At 71.2% G+C, this 18,951-nt stretch carries 17 protein-coding genes; 10 read left to right on the forward strand and 7 right to left on the reverse strand.

Going from position 1 to position 18,951, the window contains the following annotated elements:
* Nucleotides 1-55 precede the first annotated feature (55 nt).
* Nucleotides 56-3,094, forward strand: coding sequence for a hypothetical protein (locus C9992_RS16400; protein ID WP_106816709.1), 3,039 nt, complete (start codon nt 56-58; stop codon nt 3,092-3,094).
* Between the two features lie 111 nt (nt 3,095-3,205).
* Nucleotides 3,206-3,724, forward strand: coding sequence for a hypothetical protein (locus tag C9992_RS16405; protein WP_106816710.1), 519 nt, complete (start codon nt 3,206-3,208; stop codon nt 3,722-3,724).
* A gap of 207 nt (nt 3,725-3,931) precedes the next feature.
* Here C9992_RS16405 and C9992_RS18455 read toward each other — a convergent pair whose 3' ends face one another.
* Nucleotides 3,932-4,366, reverse strand: coding sequence for a hypothetical protein (locus C9992_RS18455; RefSeq protein WP_235008297.1), 435 nt, complete (start codon nt 4,364-4,366; stop codon nt 3,932-3,934).
* Nucleotides 4,367-4,374: 8 nt separating this feature from the next.
* Nucleotides 4,375-5,997 (reverse strand): PspC domain-containing protein, encoded by a 1,623-nt coding sequence (locus tag C9992_RS16415; RefSeq protein WP_106816711.1) that lies wholly within the window; start codon nt 5,995-5,997, stop codon nt 4,375-4,377.
* A gap of 114 nt (nt 5,998-6,111) precedes the next feature.
* Between C9992_RS16415 and C9992_RS16420 the strand changes: the two genes are divergently transcribed.
* The 3 genes from C9992_RS16420 to C9992_RS16430 are packed head-to-tail and all read left to right on the forward strand — an operon-like array spanning nt 6,112 to nt 10,642.
* Entirely contained in the window at nt 6,112-7,434 is a 1,323-nt protein-coding gene (locus C9992_RS16420; protein ID WP_106816712.1) for an ATP-binding protein, read from the forward strand.
* Nucleotides 7,427-8,107 carry a LuxR C-terminal-related transcriptional regulator gene (locus C9992_RS16425; protein ID WP_106816713.1) on the forward strand — a complete coding sequence of 227 codons (681 nt, stop codon included), beginning with the start codon at nt 7,427-7,429 and terminating at the stop codon, nt 8,105-8,107. Before C9992_RS16420 ends, C9992_RS16425 begins: the two co-directional genes overlap by 8 nt.
* 48 nt (nt 8,108-8,155) lie before the next feature.
* Nucleotides 8,156-10,642: an ATP-dependent helicase gene (locus C9992_RS16430; RefSeq protein WP_106816714.1), complete on the forward strand. Its 2,487-nt coding sequence runs from the start codon at nt 8,156-8,158 to the stop codon at nt 10,640-10,642.
* Nucleotides 10,643-10,680: 38 nt separating this feature from the next.
* On the opposite strand, the gene C9992_RS16435 is transcribed toward C9992_RS16430, so the two are convergent.
* The 4 genes from C9992_RS16435 to C9992_RS16450 all read right to left on the reverse strand — a co-directional run bounded on the left by C9992_RS16435 (nt 10,681) and on the right by C9992_RS16450 (nt 13,333).
* Nucleotides 10,681-11,244, reverse strand: a complete 564-nt coding sequence (locus C9992_RS16435) for a hypothetical protein (protein WP_106816715.1) — start codon at nt 11,242-11,244, stop codon at nt 10,681-10,683.
* A gap of 164 nt (nt 11,245-11,408) precedes the next feature.
* Nucleotides 11,409-11,921, reverse strand: coding sequence for a hypothetical protein (locus C9992_RS16440; protein ID WP_106816716.1), 513 nt, complete (start codon nt 11,919-11,921; stop codon nt 11,409-11,411).
* Nucleotides 11,918-12,631 carry an RNA polymerase sigma factor gene (locus tag C9992_RS16445; RefSeq protein WP_106816717.1) on the reverse strand — a complete coding sequence of 238 codons (714 nt, stop codon included), beginning with the start codon at nt 12,629-12,631 and terminating at the stop codon, nt 11,918-11,920. Before C9992_RS16445 ends, C9992_RS16440 begins: the two co-directional genes overlap by 4 nt.
* Nucleotides 12,632-12,709: 78 nt before the next feature.
* Nucleotides 12,710-13,333, reverse strand: coding sequence for a MerR family transcriptional regulator (locus tag C9992_RS16450; RefSeq protein ID WP_106816718.1), 624 nt, complete (start codon nt 13,331-13,333; stop codon nt 12,710-12,712).
* Between the two features lie 75 nt (nt 13,334-13,408).
* Between C9992_RS16450 and C9992_RS16455 the strand changes: the two genes are divergently transcribed.
* The 4 genes from C9992_RS16455 (at nt 13,409) to C9992_RS16470 (ending at nt 17,060) form a co-directional block, all read left to right on the forward strand.
* Entirely contained in the window at nt 13,409-13,825 is a 417-nt protein-coding gene (locus C9992_RS16455) for a hypothetical protein (RefSeq protein WP_106816763.1), read from the forward strand.
* 264 nt (nt 13,826-14,089) lie between these two features.
* Nucleotides 14,090-15,322: an SseB family protein gene (locus tag C9992_RS16460; RefSeq protein ID WP_106816719.1), complete on the forward strand. Its 1,233-nt coding sequence runs from the start codon at nt 14,090-14,092 to the stop codon at nt 15,320-15,322.
* A gap of 237 nt (nt 15,323-15,559) precedes the next feature.
* Nucleotides 15,560-16,603, forward strand: a complete 1,044-nt coding sequence (ligD, locus tag C9992_RS16465; protein WP_106816720.1) for a non-homologous end-joining DNA ligase — start codon at nt 15,560-15,562, stop codon at nt 16,601-16,603.
* Nucleotides 16,596-17,060, forward strand: coding sequence for a nitroreductase family deazaflavin-dependent oxidoreductase (locus tag C9992_RS16470; protein ID WP_106816721.1), 465 nt, complete (start codon nt 16,596-16,598; stop codon nt 17,058-17,060). Before ligD ends, C9992_RS16470 begins: the two co-directional genes overlap by 8 nt.
* 53 nt (nt 17,061-17,113) lie before the next feature.
* Here the strand turns inward: C9992_RS16470 and C9992_RS16475 are convergent, their stop codons facing one another.
* Nucleotides 17,114-18,160 (reverse strand): ATP-dependent DNA ligase, encoded by a 1,047-nt coding sequence (locus C9992_RS16475; protein ID WP_106816764.1) that lies wholly within the window; start codon nt 18,158-18,160, stop codon nt 17,114-17,116.
* A 101-nt stretch (nt 18,161-18,261) separates the two neighbouring features.
* On the opposite strand from C9992_RS16475, the gene C9992_RS16480 reads away from it, so the two are divergent.
* Nucleotides 18,262-18,894, forward strand: a complete 633-nt coding sequence (locus C9992_RS16480) for a sugar O-acetyltransferase (RefSeq protein ID WP_235008298.1) — start codon at nt 18,262-18,264, stop codon at nt 18,892-18,894.
* The last annotated feature ends 57 nt before the right edge of the window (nt 18,895-18,951 follow it).

The raw sequence follows: 18,951 nt of genomic DNA on the forward strand, positions 1-18,951 counted from the left end.
ACCGGCGGAGGAGCGATGGCGCGGGGGCACGGGGCGGCGGTCCTAGGATCGGAGGATGACGACGGCGCGATGGCGAGGCATCCTCGCTGCCGTCATCGCCCTCGTGCTCGTCGCGACCGGCGCGGGCGTCGCGCTCGCCGTCGGGGACGCTCTCGGCATCCGCACCGAGCCGTCCGAGCAGATGATACCCGTCGCACCGACCGCCGTCGAGGTCGGGGAGGCGGTCGCCCCGCCCGCGATCAGTGCGCTCGATCCCCCCGACACGGTCCGCGTCCAGACGGCGCTCGATGAACTGCTCGACGCCGTCGAGGACGCGCCGGCACGCGAGGGAACGGCATCCGTCGCTGTCGCGGCGTTCACCGACGGGGCCGGCGCCGACGACGCCTACACGCTCACGGGGGATGCCGCGGCGTTGCGCATCGGCGCGAGCACCGAGGCCGGGGCGGTCAGGGCCCTGTACGACCTCGCCGCCCAGGTGCGCGCCGGCGGCGCCCTCACCGAACTGCTGGGCGATCACGAGGCATCCCGCCTCCCGCTGCGGATGACCGACCTCGGAGCGGTAGGCGTGATCCCGGACCCGGCCCAGTGGGAGCGCGGCGACAACTACTCGCACGCGTCGGATGCGTTCGCCGCGGTCGTGCAGCCCGAGCCGCCGTACATCGACCGGGCCGCGCTCGCCGCGGCGTACGAGGACTTCGACGGGTTCCTGCGGCACTCGCTGGCCAACGGTTTCAACGCTGTCGCGTTCCCCGGGTTCGTCGAGTATGTGACGTTCGACGAGGCGCCCGACGGCCAGGTGTACCCCGACGGCGACGACCATCGCGACAAGGCCCTGGCGCTGCGCGACGCGTTCGCCCCGTTCTGGGAGCGCGCGGACGAGCTGGGAGTCAAGGTGTTCCTGCGCACCGACATGCTCGCGCTCACCGGGCCCCTGGAGCGGTACCTCACCGATCGATTCGGCTCGCTCGACACCGAGGACCCTCACTTCTGGGACGTCTACACCGCGGGCCTCGACGAGCTGTACGAGGCGGTGCCTGCCCTCGACGGCGTGCTCCTCCGCATCGGGGAGGCGGGCCCGGTCTACGACGTGGGGGGCTGGGATTACTACTCCGCGCTGAAGGTGACGACCGTCGACGCCGTGCGCGCGATGCTCGGGGCGTTCGCCGGGCAGGCGGAGGCATCCGATCGCGAGGTCATCTTCCGCACGTGGAGCGTCGGCGTCGGCGCCGTCGGCGACATGCACACGAACGACGCCTCGTACGAGGCCGTGCTCGATGGCATCGACTCACCCGCGCTCATCGTCTCGACCAAGTACACGCTCGGCGACTTCTACACGTGGCTGCCGCTGAACCACACGCTCGAGCAGGGCGCGCAACGACGGATCGTGGAGTTCCAGAGCCGGCGCGAGTTCGAGAACTTCGGCGCGTTCCCCAACGACCTCGGGCCGCAGTACCAGGGTGCCCTGCAGCAGCTGCTCGCCGAGAACGACCGCATCGAGGGCGTGTGGGTGTGGACGCAGGACGGCGGCCCGTGGCGCGCCGGGCCCATGTCGCTGTATCTGAAGTCCGGCTTCTGGCAGCTGTACGAGCTGAACACGCAGCTGGCCGCCGCCCTCGCGCAGGATCCCGACGCGGATGTCGCCGCGATCACCGCCGCCTGGGCGCGCGAGTGGTTCTCGGACGACCCCGACACCGTGAACGCGATCGCCGAGGCCATGACGCACTCGCGCGAGGCGATCGCCCAGGGCATGTACATCGAGCAGTTCGCCGACGAACGTGTCTTCGCGATCGGCCTCGAACCGCCGCCCATGATGTGGATCTTCGAGTGGGACATCCTCACCGGTGACTCGGCGGTGCTCGACGTGCTCTACGCCATCGTGCGCGACAGCTCCGATGTCGACGGTGCCGGCGTGCGGGCCGCGATCACGGGCGGTGAGCAGGCGGTGACCGCCGTCGAGCAGATGCGGGCGCTCGTCGCGGGGACGGATGCCGCCACCTGGCACTCGCCCGACCTGCGCGATGCCTTCCTCGGGACGCTGGACTACGAGCTCGACACCCTGCGCCTGCTCGGGGCGTACCGCGCCATGATCCTGCATCAGGGTCAGTGGCACGACACGCTGTCGGCCGATGCCTACGCGCAGTGGGATGCCGACCGCGCGGCGTACCAGAAGCTCGCCGCCGCCCACCTCGAGCGCTACGAGGGCGATCTCGACTACCCGGCTTTCAACCTCACCGCCGCGCAGCTCGGGATCGATCGAGCCGAGCGCGACCTCACGATGGCATGGCTCGCCCGAGGTCTGCTGGTGCTCGCGATCGCGTGGGTGGTCATCGGCATGCTCGCCGCGCGCACGCGGCTCGTGCGCCGCCCCGGCGCTGCGGCCGCACGCGCCACCTGGATCGCCTCGACGCGCCCGTGGCGCGCTCGCGAGTCGACACTCGGCATGCTGGAGCTGGACCGCTGGCTGCTGCTCGTCGTGCCGGCCGCCCTGCTCGTGGCCACCCGCGCCGTGCAGACCTCCTTCCTCTCCTGGACACACCTCGCCGTCATCATCAGCGCCTGGGCGGTGTTCGCGCTCGTGCTGCGGCTCTTCGTCTGGCGGCGCTCGCCGTGGCCGGTGATCGCGGCAGTCGGCGGCGTCGTCATGCTGCGCTGCATCCTCACGTTGTTGGCCCTGTCGTTCACCGGACCCGGCGGCTACTGGTTCGCGTTCTGGACCGAGCCGGTGCTGCGCACGGCGTACATCGCCGTCGCCTTCGCGCTCTTCGTCTGGGTCTTCGTCGCTGCCGGATGGGGCCTCTCGGCTCAGGTCGGCGCCCGCCGCGCCACGGGATTCGTGCTGGCGGCGGTGGGCGCGGGGCTGCTGGTACCGGCTGTCGCGATCGGCGCGGTCGGTCTGGAGGCTGCGCTGTCGCTGTGGAACGACGAGATGGGGCTCCTTCCGTGGGGTCTCGCGCGCATCCTCGGCATCACGACGTACCTCGAGATCCCGGATGCCACACCCTGGGCGGCCGCCGGCGGCGGCGCCGTCCTGCTCGGCGCCGGCGTGCTGCTCGCGGTGCCGTGGCGCCGGCGGCGGGCCGCGGCATCCTCCTGAACCACCGCTGCGTCGCGTGTCGCCGCGCTTCGCGGATGAGCCGGTGATGAGCACCGATGTCGGAGGAGTACCGTAGAAACATCCCCGAAACGATTCGAAGAGGTATTCGCCATGCGCTCACGAAGCACAGCACTCCTGTCCATCGCCGCCGCCGCAGGCCTGCTCCTCGCGGGCTGCGCGTCCACGGCCGATCCTGAGCCCACCGCCTCGTCGGCCGCCTCGAAGGTCGTCGAGTCGTCGGTCACCGACCCGGCGGCCGCCGGCGAGCGCGTCGGCGCCAACGGCAACGAGCTCGAGGTGTGGAGCAGCACCGTTCCCGACGAGAGCGCCGCGGGCGCGCTCGGCGACCCCGACGCGGGCAACCAGTGGGTGACCGTCAACGTCGCCCAGTGGGTGACCGACGAGGGCCAGAAGGACGTCGATGTGGCTCCCGTCCTGCGCTCGACGGACGACGAGTCCTTCTCGGCCGAGGCCGTCTCGCAGCGCTCGGTCGAGGTGCCCATGACCCCGGAGAAGTCCTACACGTTCACGTGGAGCTTCCAGGTGCCGGAGGACCTCGTCGACCCGCAGGCGCTCGTGCTCTGCGTCGGTTCGGGCGACGAAGGCTGCAGCAGCCTCGTCGCCGAGTGACCCGTGGCGCCGACCGGCGCCGCATCCTCCGCGTTCGCGCCGTGTGCCTTCGGGCGCACGGCGCGACGCGCTTCTGTGGGCTGATGCGCCTCTGTGGGTTCAGGGGCCGGGACGGCTTGCGCGTCACGTCAACAGGTCAACCGCGCGTCCGCAGGAGGTTTGATCGGTCCAATCTCCTGTGGAGGCGCGGTTGACCTGTTGGGGGCGTCAGGCGGAAGGGGGAACGGATGCCGCGCGCCGCCGCTCGAGGCCACGTTGAGCGCGTCGGGCGATGCCGACCAGGCCGGCGATGAGCGCGAACCCGCCGACGACCAGGGCGACGACGGCAAGCGCCGAGGCCGGGGTGAGACCGATCAGCCAGGTCGAAAGCGCGGCCTGGCGTGCGGGATCGACGAGGAGCCACAGTGCGCCGGCGGCGATCAGCGCGAACACGAGGCCCCAGACGATCCCCGCCCAGCGCACGCGCGGGCCGGTGAGCGCGAGAGCCGACGCGCTCTCGGGCCCGGCCGATGTCTGCGCGTCCGCGAGCTCGAAGTGCGGCGCCGGGGGCTCCCACGCAGGAGGCTGGATGCTGGTGACCGCATCGATCGGAGCCGGCGCGTCTGCCGCGGGGGCGGCATCCGGAAGGTCGGGAGTGCTCATGGCGGCGCTCATTTCTCGTAGATCGTGACGTGGACCGAGCCGGATCGCTGGTCGAGGGTGACATGCTGCGTCGTGAGGGAGTTCGCCTCATCGTCCGGGTTCGCGATTCTCCAGCTGACTGTCCCGTCGCTGCCGGTCCGGATGGTGCCCGACTCGACGTCGCCGATCCCCGAGCCGGGCAGCCGCTCGTAGGTGACGGACCCGTCGGCGAGGGTCGCGTCGAGCTCGAGGACGGTGCCGGGGTGCAGCTCGACGTAGGTGTAGCCGTACCCCTTCGTCACGTCGACCTCGCCCGCGTCCACGTCCCCGTGCGACAGCGGCGAGACCGAGATCGTCGTGCTGCCGAAAGGCTGCACGATGCGCTGCTCCCCGGTGCTCGTGCCCAGCACCGCGTTGCCGATGGTGAGGCGGTCCGGACCGGATGCCGCAGCCACCGATCCGCCGATCACGAGCAGCACGATCGTCACGGCGGTCAGGAATCCGCTGCGTCGGCGGGCCACACCGGCCACGATCATCGCCAGCGCACTCACCAGGGCTGCGGTGAACACGCCGATGGCTCCGGCGAACGGGGTGGTCACGGCATCCGTCACCGCGATGAGCACCGCGACGGCACCCGCGACGATCGCCGCACCGAGCGCCGTGAGCACGAACGCGAAGCTGGTACGGGGCCGCGTGGCGCGGGAGAGGCGCCGGCGCTCCTCGGCCTCGAGGGCGAACGCGGCGCCATGGGCGTGGCGCTCCCGCCGGGCCTGCTCACGAGCAGCGCGGTCGGCGTCCTGCCGGCTGCGTCGCCAGGCGTCATTCTGGACCCGCCAGGCCTCTTGCCGAGCTCGCCACTCGGCGACCTCGGCAGCCTCGCCCGTCGAGGCCCCCGCGCCGGGGTCGACCGGCGAGGAGGCGGCGGCCGCGGCATCCGTCTCGGTGCTCACCGTCGCGGATCCGGCCGGAGCCCAGCCGGCCGGATCCGCGGTGCTCGCGGCATCTGCCGCAAGCGGGGCGGTCGTGTCGACACCCGAATCGGACACGACCGCGGCGGGCTGCGCGGAAGCCGTCTGCGCATCCGCCCGCGGGGACCGGTCGGCGCGGGCCGACCGGACGATGAAGTAGACGGCGGTGCCGATGAGCGCGAGGGCGAGAAGCACGCCGATGCCGCCGAGCGGCGAGGTGAGATCCCAGAACGCGGTGGAGTCGTCCCACGCCCAGGGGGCGAACCCGGTGAGCCCCCACAGCGGCCACAGCAGCACGTTGCGCAGCCACGGCACCACCGGCACGAAGCCCACGACCGCGAGGATGATGATTCCGGTCACGGCGGCGTCGTACCGGCCGCGGAACAGCTCCCGCAGGTGGATGCGGCCCTCGGCGTCGGGCAGCAGCGCCCACGCGATCGCGTACACGAGCAGCGCGGGGAACCCGAACAGCGCCACCACCACGAAGATCCCGCGCACGATGAGCGGGTCGATCCGCAGGCGCGCGGCGATGCCGCCGCACACCCCGCCGAGCCACCCGTCCGCCCGGACGACGCCGAGCCCCTGCACCCAGGAGAAGAACCGCTCGGCCCCCGTCGGCAGCTCGGGAGGAGCGGTCGGCGGCGGGCCGGGATCTGCGGGCGGAGCGGAGGCGGTGTCGGTCATGGTTCCACCCTGGTGGCCGCCGGCTCGGGCCCGCTATGGGGTGATCCCCTGAGACGACCCTGATCCTCGTCGCCCGGTGTGGTCCGGGTGCTCCCGCGATGATTGGATGTCGGCATGTCTTCCACCGCCGCGACGGATGCCGCGCACCCGCGCCCCGCGGACCCGTCCGTCGCGCGCGCCCGCCAGCGCCCCGCCCTCCGGCGCCCGCGGGACTGCGCGATGTCGGGCGTCTCGGCCGGTCTCGCGCGGCATCTCGGATGGCCGCTGTGGGTCGTGCGTGCGGCCTTCATCGTGCTGACCCTCGTGTGGGGCGGGGGAGCGCTGCTGTACGCCTGGCTGTGGGCGTTCGTGCCGTGGGACGAGCAGCCGACTCGAGCTGCGGGCATTGGTGAGCTGCCGACGCGACGGGTCCCGGTGGCGTGGGTGCTCACGGCGCTCTCGATCGGCGCCTCCCTCCTGACCGTCGCGGCGATCGCCCCCTTCGGTGCGAACGGCGTGGTCGGCGTCTCGATGCCCGGGTGGGTGGGTGGCGTGGTGATCGCCACGGGGCTCGCCGTATCGGCCGGCGCCTGGGCGACCCTCGTCGACCGCCGGGACCCCGTCCGGGGGCCGCGTCACGAGAACGTCGTGCGCGTCGTCGTCACGGTGGTGCTCGTCGTCCTGCTGGTCGCCCAGCTGTCGATGCTGCGGCACACCGGCGTCGCGGGGTTCGTGTACGCGCTGGTCCCGCTCATCGGCATCGTGCTCGTGTACTCCTCGATCCTCATCGACCGGTGGCGGGAGCTGTCGGGCGAGCGCGTGCGGCGCATCCGGGAAGAGCAGCGTGCCGAGATGGCGGCGCACCTGCACGACTCCGTGCTCCAGACGCTCGCGCTCATCCAGAACCGCTCGGGGGCATCCAGCGAGGTGGCGCGACTGGCGAGAGCTCAGGAGCGGGAGCTGCGCGCCTGGCTGTACGACGGCGACGCGCCGGGCGACGGCGACCTGGTGACCGACCTCCGCGACTACGCCGCAGCGCTGGAACTCGACTACCCGGTGCGCATCGACGTCGTCTCGGCCGGCCTTCCTGCCGAGCAGGCCAGCGGTGAGGTGGCCGCGGCATCCCGCGAGGCGATGCTGAACGCCGCCCGCCACGCCGGAGGTGACGTGTCGGTGTACATCGAGGGCAACGCGAACGCGGTGGACGTCTTCGTGCGCGACCGCGGCCCCGGCTTCGACCTCGACGCCGTGCCGACCGATCGGCTCGGCATCCGCCAATCCATCCTGGGCCGCATGCGCCGTGCCGGCGGGTCGGCGACCGTACGGCGCGGGGCCGGCGGCGGCACCGAGGTGCACCTGCGGTACACCGCCCCGACCGCGACCGCAGCGGAGTCGGGCGGAGCAGCCGTTCGCGCCGCGGACGCGTCGCCGGACGAAGAGGCCGGCCGCCGTGGCTGATGCACTGGTGCGCGTCGTCATCGTCGACGACCACTCCATCTTCCGGTCAGGGCTGCGCGCCGACCTCGACGCCTCGATCGGGGTGGTCGGCGAGGCGGCCGACACGGCGTCGGCCGTGGAGGTCATCGAGCAGTCCCGGCCCGACGTCGTGCTCCTCGACGTGCACCTGCCTGCCGGGCCGGGTGCGGCATCCGCTCCCGAGGCGGCGGGCGGCGAGGCGGTGATCCGTGCGGCCGGACCCGTGGTTCCGGCGACGCGGTTCCTCGCGTTGAGCGTCTCGGATGCCGCCGAAGACGTCGTGCGGGTCATCCGCGCCGGCGCGCGCGGGTACATCACGAAAGGCTCGTCGGGTGCCGAGGTCAGCCGTGCCGTGCATGCCGTGGCGGACGGCGACGCCGTGTTCTCTCCGCGCCTGGCCGGCTTCGTGCTGGACGCGTTCGGCGCGGCGGTCGGGGAGACCGCGGCGACCAGCGATGAGCTCGACCGCCTGTCGGCGCGCGAGCAGGAGGTGATGCGGCTCATCGCGCGCGGCTACGCCTACAAGGAGGTCGCCGCCGAGCTCTTCATCTCGATGAAGACCGTCGAGACGCACGTGTCAGCGGTGCTGCGCAAGCTGCAGCTGTCCTCGCGGTACGAGCTGACCGCGTGGGCGTCGGCGCGGCGTCTGCTCTAGCGGTGGTCGGGGGCGGGTGTCGGCGGGGCGACCTAGACTTGGTGGGACATGACCGACGCCATCCCCACCGCGCCGGGCGCGGCACCCGTTCGCCCCATCATCCTCGATGGCAGGGCCGAACCGCACCCCGGCGCCCGTCCCGACGAAGACCTGCTCGCGGGACTGAATCCGCAGCAGCGCGAGGCCGTGACCTACCGGGGGCAGGCGCTGCTCATCGTCGCGGGCGCCGGTTCGGGCAAGACCAGCGTGCTGACGCGGCGCATCGCCTCGCTGCTGCGCAGCCGCGAGGCGTGGCCGAGTCAGATCCTTGCGATCACCTTCACCAACAAGGCCGCCGGCGAGATGCGCGAGCGGGTCGAGGCGCTCGTGGGCGACTCGGCGCGCGGCATGTGGATCTCGACGTTCCACTCGGCGTGCGTGCGCATCCTGCGGCGCGAGGCGGAGCAGTTCGGGTTCACGAAGTCGTTCACCATCTACGACTCCGGCGACTCGCGTGCCCTCATCAAGCGGCTCGTGAAGGAGCATGAGGCCGACGCCTTCGGGCTCACGCCCGCGGCCACGCAGTCGAAGATCTCGCGGCTGAAGAACGAGCTGGCGGATGCCGAGTCCTACGCCCGGCAAGCCAACATGAACGACCCCGCCGAGCGGGTGTTCGTGGAGCTGTTCGCCGCGTATCAGCGTGAGCTGCAGCGGGCCAACGCGTTCGACTTCGACGACCTCATCGCGCAGACGGTCTTCCTCTTCCGCGCCTTCCCGCACGTCGCCGATGTGTATCGGCGGCGGTTCCGGCACGTGCTCGTCGACGAATACCAGGACACCAACCACGCGCAGTACGCGCTGATCCATGAGCTGACGCGGCCGATCGGCTCCGACGCGGCGCCGATGGCCGGCTCGGGCGGCATGATGATCTTCGAGCCCGACCCCGCCGACGACCCCGACAGGGCGGGCGCGTCACTCACCGTCGTCGGCGACTCCGACCAGTCGATCTACGCGTTCCGCGGCGCCGACATCCGCAACATCAGTGAATTCGAGAAGGACTTCCCGGGCGCCAAAGTGGTGCTCCTCGAACAGAACTACCGCTCCACGCAGAACATCCTCTCGGCCGCGAACGCCGTTATCAGCCACAACTTCGACCGCAAAGACAAGCGCCTATGGACCGACGTCGGCGAGGGCGAGAAGATCATCGGCTTCACCGGCTACTCGCAGCACGACGAGGCCCAGTTCGTCGCCGACGAGATCGAGACCCTTCGGCGCGCCGGCGTCGACTACTCGCAGATGGCCGTCTTCTACCGCACCAACTCGCAGTCGCGTGCGCTGGAAGAGATCTTCATCCGCTCGGCCCTGCCCTACAAGATCATGGGCGGCACGAAATTCTATGAGCGCGCCGAGATCAAAGACGCGCTGGCCTACCTCGTCGCCGTCGCCAATCCGGCCGATGAGATGGCGATGCGCCGCATCATCAACAGGCCACGTCGCGGCATCGGCGACGTCACGATCGAGACCATCGCCCGGTACGCGCAGGACGAGGGGATCACGTTCCGCGACGCGCTGGCCAACTCGTCGGCGCTGGGCGTCGGACCCAAGATCCAGGCGGCCATCGCGCAGCTGGACGCAGTCCTGGCCGAGGCATCCGAGATCATGCTGCCGTCCTCGGGTGAACTGGCGCCACCGACCGCCGTCGCCGAGGGACTCCAGCTGCTCCTGAACAAGAGCGGCTATTACGACGCGCTGCGGGCGAGCAAGGACGCGCAGGACGAAGCCCGCATCGAGAACCTCGACGAGCTGGTCGCGGTCGCCCGCGAGTTCGCACGCAACAATCCCGAGGGCACGCTGCTCGACTTCCTCACCGAGGTCGCCCTCGTCTCGGATGCCGACGACCTCGAGGACGCCTCAGGCTCCGTGTCGCTGATGACACTGCACACCGCGAAGGGTCTCGAGTACGACGCCGTGTTCGTCACGGGCGTCGAGGAGGACCTCATCCCGCACCGCATCTCGGCGGGGGAGCCGGGCGGGCCGCAGGAGGAGCGACGCCTCTTCTACGTGGGCATCACGCGCGCACGCAAGCGCCTGTACCTTTCGCTCGCGATGACGCGCGCCCAGTTCGGCGAGGTCTCGGTCGCGATGCCCAGCCGCTTCCTGCAAGAGATCCCCGTCGAGCTGCTGCACTGGCGTCAATCGCCCGGCGACGTCAATTCGCGCGGCGGCACACAGTCCCGGGCGCTCAACGCGAGAGGTCGCGGGTTCGGCGGTTCGGGCAAGCGATACGGCGATGACCTCGTGCCGCTTGCGCGCCGCGAACCCTCGGCGTCGCCGGGCGCTGGGCTCGAGCGCTTCGCCAACAAGATCCCCGCGAAGGTCCGTGACAACGGCGACATGCAGCTCGCCCCGGGCGACCGCATCCGTCACGATGACTTCGGTGAAGGGCGCGTGGATGCCGTCACCGGCGAAGGCGCCAAGCGTGTGGCGCACGTCCGGTTCGACGCTGCCGGCCCGAAGAAGCTGCTGATCAAGATCGCGCCGATCGAGAAGCTCTGACCTCCCGAGGATCGGTAGGCGCCGGCGGTCAACCGGCGTCAGCCGAAGGTGCCGGTCGGCCGGTACACGATCGACGAGGTCTTGGCGTCCAGAGCGCCCAGCGAGGAGCAGTACGGCGCGCATGTGAGCACGGCGCCGGAGTACGAGGAGCCGTCGTAGTGCGACGCCCAGCAATTGCTGAAGCCCTCGGCGGAGCGGATGGTGTTGTTCCACCCGGACGCCAGGGTGGGGAACCCGTACGTCACGCCGAAGCACCCCGATCCCGTACCCCAATGGATGAGCTGCGCGCCGCCACGCGCGAGGCCCGTCCAGCTCTTCCCGAGCATCACGGTCGCCACGGCATCGCGGGCGGCCGCCTCCGGAGCGAGCTGTTCGAAGTCGCCCGGAGCGCCGGCGCGGATGAACGCGAGCGCCTCGGCTTCTGAGTCGAAGCACGACATGACCAGGGGCAGGTCCGTCGGCGGGTCCTGTCCGAGGGGAACCGCCGCGGCGCCGGCGGTGCAGACCTCGGCCGGCCGGGGTTCGTCCGCGACGGCAGGGGCAGGCGGAACGAGGAACATGAGGGCGGTGAGGACCGCCGCGAACGGCATGCGCAGAGCCATCGGCCATCTCCTTCGGGTGAGGCTGCTGCTCTGTGATGTCCGGATACCGCAGAATCGACGCGTGGCCGCGGTGTGGCGCGGGGGCGGTTACCGCCGCGGCGCGGGGCGGTGACGGCGCGGGTGTGGGGCGGCGCGAGCGCCCGCACAGGAGGCGATCCGCGACGCTATGGGGCGACGGGCGCTTCGGGATCGTAAGGGTGCAGCTGGAGGGCCGAGCACTCGATCCGCCCTGGCACGACGGCGGCGGTGCCCTCGTCGGTGACGCACGTGGTGAACTCCGACGGAACCGTGCCGGGAGTCGGAGACGGATCCAGCGGGTCGGTGTTCTCGAAGGCACCGGATGCCCACATCTGCTCGCAGATGCCGACCGCGTCATCGATCGGGAGCACGCCGTCGGGCGCCGCGATGCTGACCGCCGAGCCCGACAGCGTGCCGTCGAGGTTGCGGCTGGCCGACTCCATGCACTGGACGATCGCGGTGTCGCTGACCGGTCGGGCTTCGAGCAGCACGACGGCCGCGACGGCGGTGCCGGCGACGACGACGGCGCCGGCCGCGATCGTGACACGGCCCCAGACTGTCCGCCACCACTTCGGCTTGGTGAGGTCTCGCCGCATCCGTTCGACGAGCAGATCCTCCACCGCAGCGCTGTGCGGCATGCGGCCGCGCTCCCTGGTCATGCCTCGGATCCTTCCGCCTCGGGCGAGTACTTCTCCAGGCGTCGGCGCAAGCGAGCCTTGAGGCGAGACAGGCGCGAGCGGACGGTGGACTCCGGGATGCCGAGCACGGCCGCGGCATCCTTCACGCTCAGTTCTTCGACCACGCACAACAGGAGCACGCTGGCGTCACCAGGGGCGAGTTCGCGCAGCGCGGCGCGCACCTCCGCAGACATGGGAAGCGCGTCCATCGTCCGCGCGATCTCATCGGCATGGTCCGGCGCCTCGTCGGTGTGCGGCAGCTTCGCGAGCAGGCGGCGGTAGCGGAGGGCGGAACGCAGATGGTTCTTCGCCGCGAACGACACGACGGTCAGCAGCCACGGCCGCACCGAGCCGTCGACGAGCCGAACGGCGTCGCGCTTGCGCCACAGCTCGAGGAACGCCGTCGCCACGACGTCCTCGGCATCCCACGGGGAGCGGGTCAGCACCAGCGCGACACGGTAGGCGGCGCGTTCGTGCCGGCGGAACAGCTGACGGTACGCCGACGCGTCGCCGTGCTCGAGCTGGAACAGCAGCTCGCCGTCCGAGACGGCGTGATCGAGCCTCGCCGGCGTGGCCGGCTCGGGGCGGGAATCCGCCGACGACGCGCCGCCCGGCGGGCTCATCGGAGTGGGGCCCGGATGCCTCTTCGGTGCGGGCGGCGCCGCATCGTCGAAGTCCTGCGCCGAAGTCACCAGGGCATCATAAGCGTGCCGCCTGCGAGAACCGGCTCCCCGCCCATCGCGTGAGCACGACGCCCGGCTGCGCGCCGGTCACGAGTCTTGCGACCCCGGGGCGCCGCGCGTGACAAGCAGGTGATGGTGAGCCAAGCGGCGGAGAGCGAGGAGCACGGGCTCGTATAGGGCGGTGCCGAGGATGGCATACGCGACCGCTTCGTCGAGGGGCATATCGGCCATCGGGGCGATCTCGGCGGCCGCCACCTCGCGCATGGCGTCACCGTACCGCCGGAGGGCGGCCGTGGAGGCATCCAGTCCCGCCCCGTCCAGCGCCCGCAACGCCTCTTCGAGCTGAGCCACCGCCGTGAAGCCGGGGTCGTAGGTGAATCCGAGCGTGCCGATGGCGGCGCGCGCCCGGGGAAAGTCGTCGTGTGCGGTCTCGACATACGGCGGGAGCGCCCCGACCGCGCGGCCGAGGGTTTCGACCGGGTCGTCCTCGGGCTTGTCGATGAGGGTGAGGATGTCGCGGACCCGCGAGAGCGGCAGCCCGCGCACATCGGCGAGGGCGGCGATCAGCCGGAGCCGAGCGAGGTGCTCCTCCCCGTACTCGGCGCGGGTGGCCGATGTCGCCTCGCCGCGGGGGAGCATGCCCTCGCGGATGTAGAACTTCACCGTCGCGACGGGCACGCCGCTGCTCTCGGACAGCTCGGAGATCTTCATGCCGCCTCCTCTCGCTTGTATTGGATACTATAGCTATCTAATATTGGTGAGCGTCACTATCTAATGGAGGTCACGATGGACCCGATCCTCACGATCGTCGCGGGCGCGACGATCCTCACCGTCATCGGCATCATGTCGGGCGGAACGTTCCTGTTGCGCATCGCCTCGCGCGGCCTGCCGTTCAACGGCCTGCAGAAGACGTTCTTCCGCGCGGGGCACGCGCACGCGGGCGTGCTCGTGCTGCTGGGACTGGTGAGCCTGCTCCTCACGTCGGCCGCCGGCGCTGCGGTGGTCTGGCAGTGGGCGGCCGTCGGCGTGCTGGCGAGCGCGATCCTGATCCCGGCCGGGTTCTTCCTGTCCGTCCTGGGGCGCGATCCCCAGCGGCCCGGGCGCGCGATCGCCCTGCTGTGGGCCGGCGCCGTGGTGCTGGCGGCATCCCTCCTCGCCGTGGGCATCGGGGTCATCGCCGCCGGCGTCGCCGCGCTGGGGTAAGGCGGCTCCCGGGCGCCGGGGCGGTGCCGGCCGCCTTGGCGGTGCGGCCGGGATGCCGGGCCGACCGCGTCAGTGCACAAACTCCTCGGATCCGAGGGCTGGGCGCGGGATTCGGCGGTCAGGCGCCCGGATACGGCCCGTTCTTGCGGAGTTTGTGCACGGGCGCGAGGGGACGCGTGCGGGGCGTGTCGATTCGGTGTGGATGCCCGCTCGCGCGGACACCGCACGCACGGCGGCCTGAGCGGCCAGGGTTAGGCTCGCATAATGGCCTTGTTCTCGCGCCGACCGAAGAAGCCCGAGCCGACCCCGCCCACGCCAGAGCCCGGCACCGACCTCGGCCGCGAGGCTGCCCAGCCCGCGGGGGAGGAGCCGGTCGGCAGAACAGAGCCGCCCATCACCGCAGGCGGCGCCGCTCCGGGTGAGACGCCTCTGGCTACGAACGCCGCAGCGCCGGAGGCGACGGATGCCGCAGCAGCGTCGCCTGCGGCCCGATCCGAGTCATCCGCGGCCGGCGAGAGCGAGGCGGACGCTGCTCCGACCGGCGCGGAGGCGGTGCCCGACGTCTCGATCTCGGTCTCCTCCTTCGGAGGGCTGGGGGTGTCGCCGTCCACGCAGGCCCCGGCATCCTCGCCCCGCGCTGAACCTGAAGCCGTGCCGCCAGGTCCGCAGCCCCGCCTCGGTGTGCGCGAGTGGATGCGCACCGCCCCCGCGCAGACGGAGACGCTCCCCGGATTGCGCGACAACGTCCTGCTGCGCGCCGCGCTCGGTCGTGTCGGCGACGCGCCACCCAATCAAGCGCTGCTGGATGTGGCCCGGCAGCTGCTGCAGGGGCACGTCTTCCTCCGGGTCAAGGGCGACGCGAAAACGCTTCTTGCCGAGGGCAAGGGTCTGCCGCTCGCGGTCGCCACCGCGGGGGAGCGCACCTTCGCCCTCGTGTACTCCAGCGGCGCCGCCCTGCAGGCGAGCCTCCAAGCCGATGGCGACGCCGACACATCGGCCATGGCCCAGCCGGTGCTGACTGTGCTGCGGCACGTGTTCGGCAGCTCGTACGACGGCATCATCCTCGACCCCGCTTCCGCCCCATCCCGCGCCGTACTGCCGAAGGAGCTGCTGCAGCGCGCCGTGGAGCAGGCCGATCCCCAGCTCACGATCAAGACGCTGCTCGCGGCCGAGCGGACGCCGCAGGTCACGGCCGACGTCGCCCAGGCGCTGACGCATGCTCCCCTGTGGGTGGCCGTGGGCACCGCCGAAGGCGGTGCGCGGGGGCTTGCCGAGGGCCGCACCCCCGACGGGTCCCGCTACCTCGAGATCTACTCCCACCCTCTCGAGGTCGCGGTCATGCGCCGAGGCGACAACGCTGCGCCGATCACCGGCGACCAGCTCGCGCGGGCCCTGCGCGCCGACGAAGGCATCTCAGGCGTGGTCGTCGACCCGGCCGGGCCATGGCTGCGGCTCACGCGCGAGGACCTCGCACCGGTGCTCGCGCTCGCCGGCTGACCCGCATCCTGAGCGTGGGGTCGAGACCATCGCGTCCGTGTCTATGTCGCTGGACGAGCGACACGAACTCCTCAAGAACGGGGCGTGAGCGGCCATCTCTCGCCGTATCGACGGGGAAGCGCGCAGCATGTGAGGAGTTCTGGCCGGCCGGTTCCCGAGCCGCGCGCCCGCCTGCCCTCGCGGCTCCCGCCTGACCGCGGGGTGCCGGATGTCGCGGCATCCCGATAGCGTCGGACCATGGCGTCCGAACGCATCACCCTCACCGTTCCTGGGCCCGATGGCGACCGCGAGGTCGGCATCTCCAACCCCAACCGGGTGATCTGGCCGCAGGTCGGCATCACCAAGCAGGAGCTGGCCGAGTACCTCATCGCGGTGAGCCGGCCGTTCCTCGGTGCCAACGGCGACCGGCCGGTCTCGCTCGAGCGGTTCCCCGAGGGCGTGGAGGGCGAGCGCTTCTACTCCAAGAACCCGCCCAAGGGTGCGCCTTCGTTCGTCGAGTCCCGCACCGTCACCTACAACAGCGGGCGCCGGCATCCGCAGATCATCCTCACCGAGATCGCAGCGGCCGTGTGGGCCGTGCAGATGAACACGATCGTCTTCCACCCGTGGGCGTCGCTGACGGGCAACACCGACAACCCGGTCGAGCTGCGCATCGACCTCGACCCGCAGCCCGGGACGGATTTCGCGGATGCCGCAGCCGTCGCGCCCGCGATGCGCGACGTGCTCGCCGAGGCCGGCCTGACGGCGTTCCTCAAGACGAGCGGCAACCGCGGCATCCATGTTTTCTGCCCCATCGAGCCGGAGTGGGAGTTCCTCGACGTGCGGCACGCCGTCATCGCGGCAGGGCGCGAACTCGAGCGGCGGCTGCCCGACAAGGTGACGATGAACTGGTGGAAGGAGGAGCGCGGCGAGCGCATCTTCATCGACTTCAACCAGGCCAACCGCGATCGCACCATGGCGGGGGCCTACAGCCCCCGAGCCCTGCCCGCCGCCACGGTGTCGACGCCGCTGACCTGGGACGAGCTCGAGGCGGGCGTGGACCCCATGGCGTTCACGGTCCGCACGGTGCCGCAGCGTATCGCGGAGGTGGGCGACCCCTGGGCAGACCTGCTCGCCAAGCCGGGTCGCATCGACACGCTGCTCGAGTGGTGGCAGCGCGACCTGGACAACGGGTTGGGTGAGCTGCCGTTCCCGCCGGACTTCCCGAAGATGCCGGGGGAACCGCCGCGCGTGCAGCCGAGCCGGATCAACCCCGAGAACTGGCCGAAGGACGATGCCTGAACGCACCTCGGTCGTCGATCGGGCGATGGCACGACTCCTGGCGACGCCGCGGTTGATGCGGATGCCGATTCCGCTGTACCGGGCGGGGCTCGGGTGGATCTTCGGCCGGCGACTGGTGATGGTCGAGCATCTCGGCCGCCGTTCGCACGAACCGCGGTTCGTCGTGGTCGAGGTTGTGCAACGGGAGCGCAACGTGATCCGTGTGGCGTCCGGATTCGGCGTCCGGTCGCAGTGGTACCGGAACCTCCGGGCCAACGGTGTCGCCTACCTCAGTACGGGGAGGGTTCGGCGGGTTCCGGCAGCCGTCCGGCTGCTCGACGCCGAGGATTCGTCGTGCCTGCTGAAGACGTACGCCGCCGAGCACCCCGACGCGTGGAAGCATCTGAGCGCGGCCATGGAATACGCCGCCAGAGGCGACACCGACATCCGGATCGTCGAATTCACCCCACCGCGGTGATCCGGCCGTCCACTGGCCCAACGCCGCGCCTTCGGCCCGAGGAAGGCGGCCGTTCAGACGAGGACGTCGGCGAGGTCGTATGCGGCGACCACTTCGAGCTGTTCGTACGTGCACGACTGCGGGTCACGGTCGGGGCGCCAGCGCTCGAACTGCACCGTGTGCCGGAACCGCCAGCCTTCGAGCTGGTCGTAGCGGACTTCCAGCACGCGCTCGGGGCGCAGCCGCACGAACGAGGAGTCGGCACGGCCCGCTTGGAACCGCGACGGCTCCCCTTCGCCGCGCACCACCTCGCCCGAGGCATCCCGCTCGACCAGCGGGGCGAGCTCGTCGATGAGCTCCAGCCGGCGGGCGTTGCTCCACGCCGCCACGCCACCGACCGGGTACAGCGTGCCGTCCTCGCCGTAGAGCCCGACCAGCAGCGAGCCGACCCCCTGACCCGACTTGTGGATGCGGTAGCCCATGGCCACGACGTCGGCGGTGCGCGCGTGCTTGATCTTGAACATCGTGCGTTTGCCCGGTGCGTACGGCTGGTCCAGCGGCTTGGCGACCACGCCATCCAGGCCTGCCCCCTCGAACTCGGCGAGCCAGCGGCGCGCGAGCTCGGGATCGGCGGTGGTGCGCGTGACATGGACGGGATCGGGTACGTCCCGCAGCAGACCGACGAGCGCTTCGCGCCGCGCAGCGAACGGCTCGCTCTGCAGATCGCGGTCACCGATGGCCAGGGCATCGAAGGCGATGAACATCGCCGGGGTCTGCTCGGCGAGCATGTTCACGCGGGATGCCGCGGGGTGGATGCGCTGCGACAGCGATTCCCAATCCAGCCGGCGCCGGCCGTCGCGGTCGATCGGCACGACGATCTCGCCGTCGAGCAGACACGGTTGGGGAAGGATGCGGGAGAACGCCTCGACGAGCTCGGGGAAGTACCTGGTCAGAGGCTTCGCCCCGCGCGAGCCGATCTCGACATCTTCGCCGTCCCACGAGACGAGGGCCCGGAACCCGTCCCACTTCGGCTCGTAACTGAGCCCGCCCGGCGTCTTCGCCGGGTCCGGGATGTCGGGCACGGACTTGGCGAGCATCGGCGCGGGGATCTCGTACGGCATGGCGTCCATCCTGCCCTGCAGTGCCGACACCCGACAGCCTCACGTGTCACCCGCGTGGCGCAGCCGACCGCGAATGCGGGCGCGAGGCGAGTCTCCACCGAATGAGCTGGTCATGGCGCGCCGAGGACGGCGGTGATGCCGACCTGCCAGCATGGTCGATGATGCAGAACGAACGGCTCATCCCCAGGCGCACACCGGAGTCCCGAGCGGTCAGCGAGCGTGTCCAGATCGTGATGGACCTGACGTCGCGGCTCAACGTGCTGCGTCACAACGACATCGAAACGCGCATGGCCATCCTCGGCGAGATCCTGGGAAGACCGGCGCCCGAGACGCTGACGCTCTACCCGCCGTTCTTCTGTGACTACGGGTTCAACCTCGACTTCGGTGACGGCGTCTTCGTCAACCAGAACTGCTCGTTCTACGACTTGGGCGGAATCACGATCGGGGATCGGGCCATGATCGGGCCGGGGGTGACCATCCTCACCGCTGGTCACCCGGTCGAGCCAGCCCGCCGGTTCGACGGGATCACCGTCGCACGGGTCCTCATCGAAGCGGATGTCTGGATCGGTGCGAATGTGACCGTCACACCGGGTGTGCGGATCGGCGCCGGGTCGGTGGTCGCCGCGGGCGCCGTCATCGCCAAGGATGTGCCGCCGAACTGCGTCGTCAGCAGCGCCGGCTACGTGAGGCGCCGGGAACTCACCGCGCTCGGTGACCTCGACGGCATGAGGTGATCCGATCGCGCGCCGACTCACCCGTCACAGGGTGCAGCGACAACGAAGCCGGTGCCC

Origin of the sequence: Microbacterium timonense, from assembly GCF_900292075.1 — a bacterium.
Taxonomy (GTDB): Bacteria; Actinomycetota; Actinomycetes; order Actinomycetales; family Microbacteriaceae; genus Microbacterium; species Microbacterium timonense.

Bases quoted from the DNA above. Each gene is read 5' to 3' on its own strand.
- C9992_RS16400 (WP_106816709.1), top strand. From the start codon at position 56: ATGACGACGGCGCGATGGCGAGGCATCCTCGCTGCCGTCATCGCCCTC.
- C9992_RS16405 (WP_106816710.1), top strand. From the start codon at position 3,206: ATGCGCTCACGAAGCACAGCACTCCTGTCCATCGCCGCCGCCGCAGGC.
- C9992_RS18455 (WP_235008297.1), bottom strand. From the start codon at position 4,366: ATGAGCACTCCCGACCTTCCGGATGCCGCCCCCGCGGCAGACGCGCCG.
- C9992_RS16415 (WP_106816711.1), bottom strand. From the start codon at position 5,997: ATGACCGACACCGCCTCCGCTCCGCCCGCAGATCCCGGCCCGCCGCCG.
- C9992_RS16420 (WP_106816712.1), top strand. From the start codon at position 6,112: ATGTCTTCCACCGCCGCGACGGATGCCGCGCACCCGCGCCCCGCGGAC.
- C9992_RS16430 (WP_106816714.1), top strand. From the start codon at position 8,156: ATGACCGACGCCATCCCCACCGCGCCGGGCGCGGCACCCGTTCGCCCC.
- C9992_RS16435 (WP_106816715.1), bottom strand. From the start codon at position 11,244: ATGGCTCTGCGCATGCCGTTCGCGGCGGTCCTCACCGCCCTCATGTTC.
- C9992_RS16440 (WP_106816716.1), bottom strand. From the start codon at position 11,921: ATGACCAGGGAGCGCGGCCGCATGCCGCACAGCGCTGCGGTGGAGGAT.
- C9992_RS16450 (WP_106816718.1), bottom strand. From the start codon at position 13,333: ATGAAGATCTCCGAGCTGTCCGAGAGCAGCGGCGTGCCCGTCGCGACG.
- C9992_RS16455 (WP_106816763.1), top strand. From the start codon at position 13,409: ATGGACCCGATCCTCACGATCGTCGCGGGCGCGACGATCCTCACCGTC.
- C9992_RS16460 (WP_106816719.1), top strand. From the start codon at position 14,090: ATGGCCTTGTTCTCGCGCCGACCGAAGAAGCCCGAGCCGACCCCGCCC.
- ligD (WP_106816720.1), top strand. From the start codon at position 15,560: ATGGCGTCCGAACGCATCACCCTCACCGTTCCTGGGCCCGATGGCGAC.
- C9992_RS16470 (WP_106816721.1), top strand. From the start codon at position 16,596: ATGCCTGAACGCACCTCGGTCGTCGATCGGGCGATGGCACGACTCCTG.
- C9992_RS16475 (WP_106816764.1), bottom strand. From the start codon at position 18,160: ATGCCGTACGAGATCCCCGCGCCGATGCTCGCCAAGTCCGTGCCCGAC.
- C9992_RS16480 (WP_235008298.1), top strand. From the start codon at position 18,262: ATGAGCTGGTCATGGCGCGCCGAGGACGGCGGTGATGCCGACCTGCCA.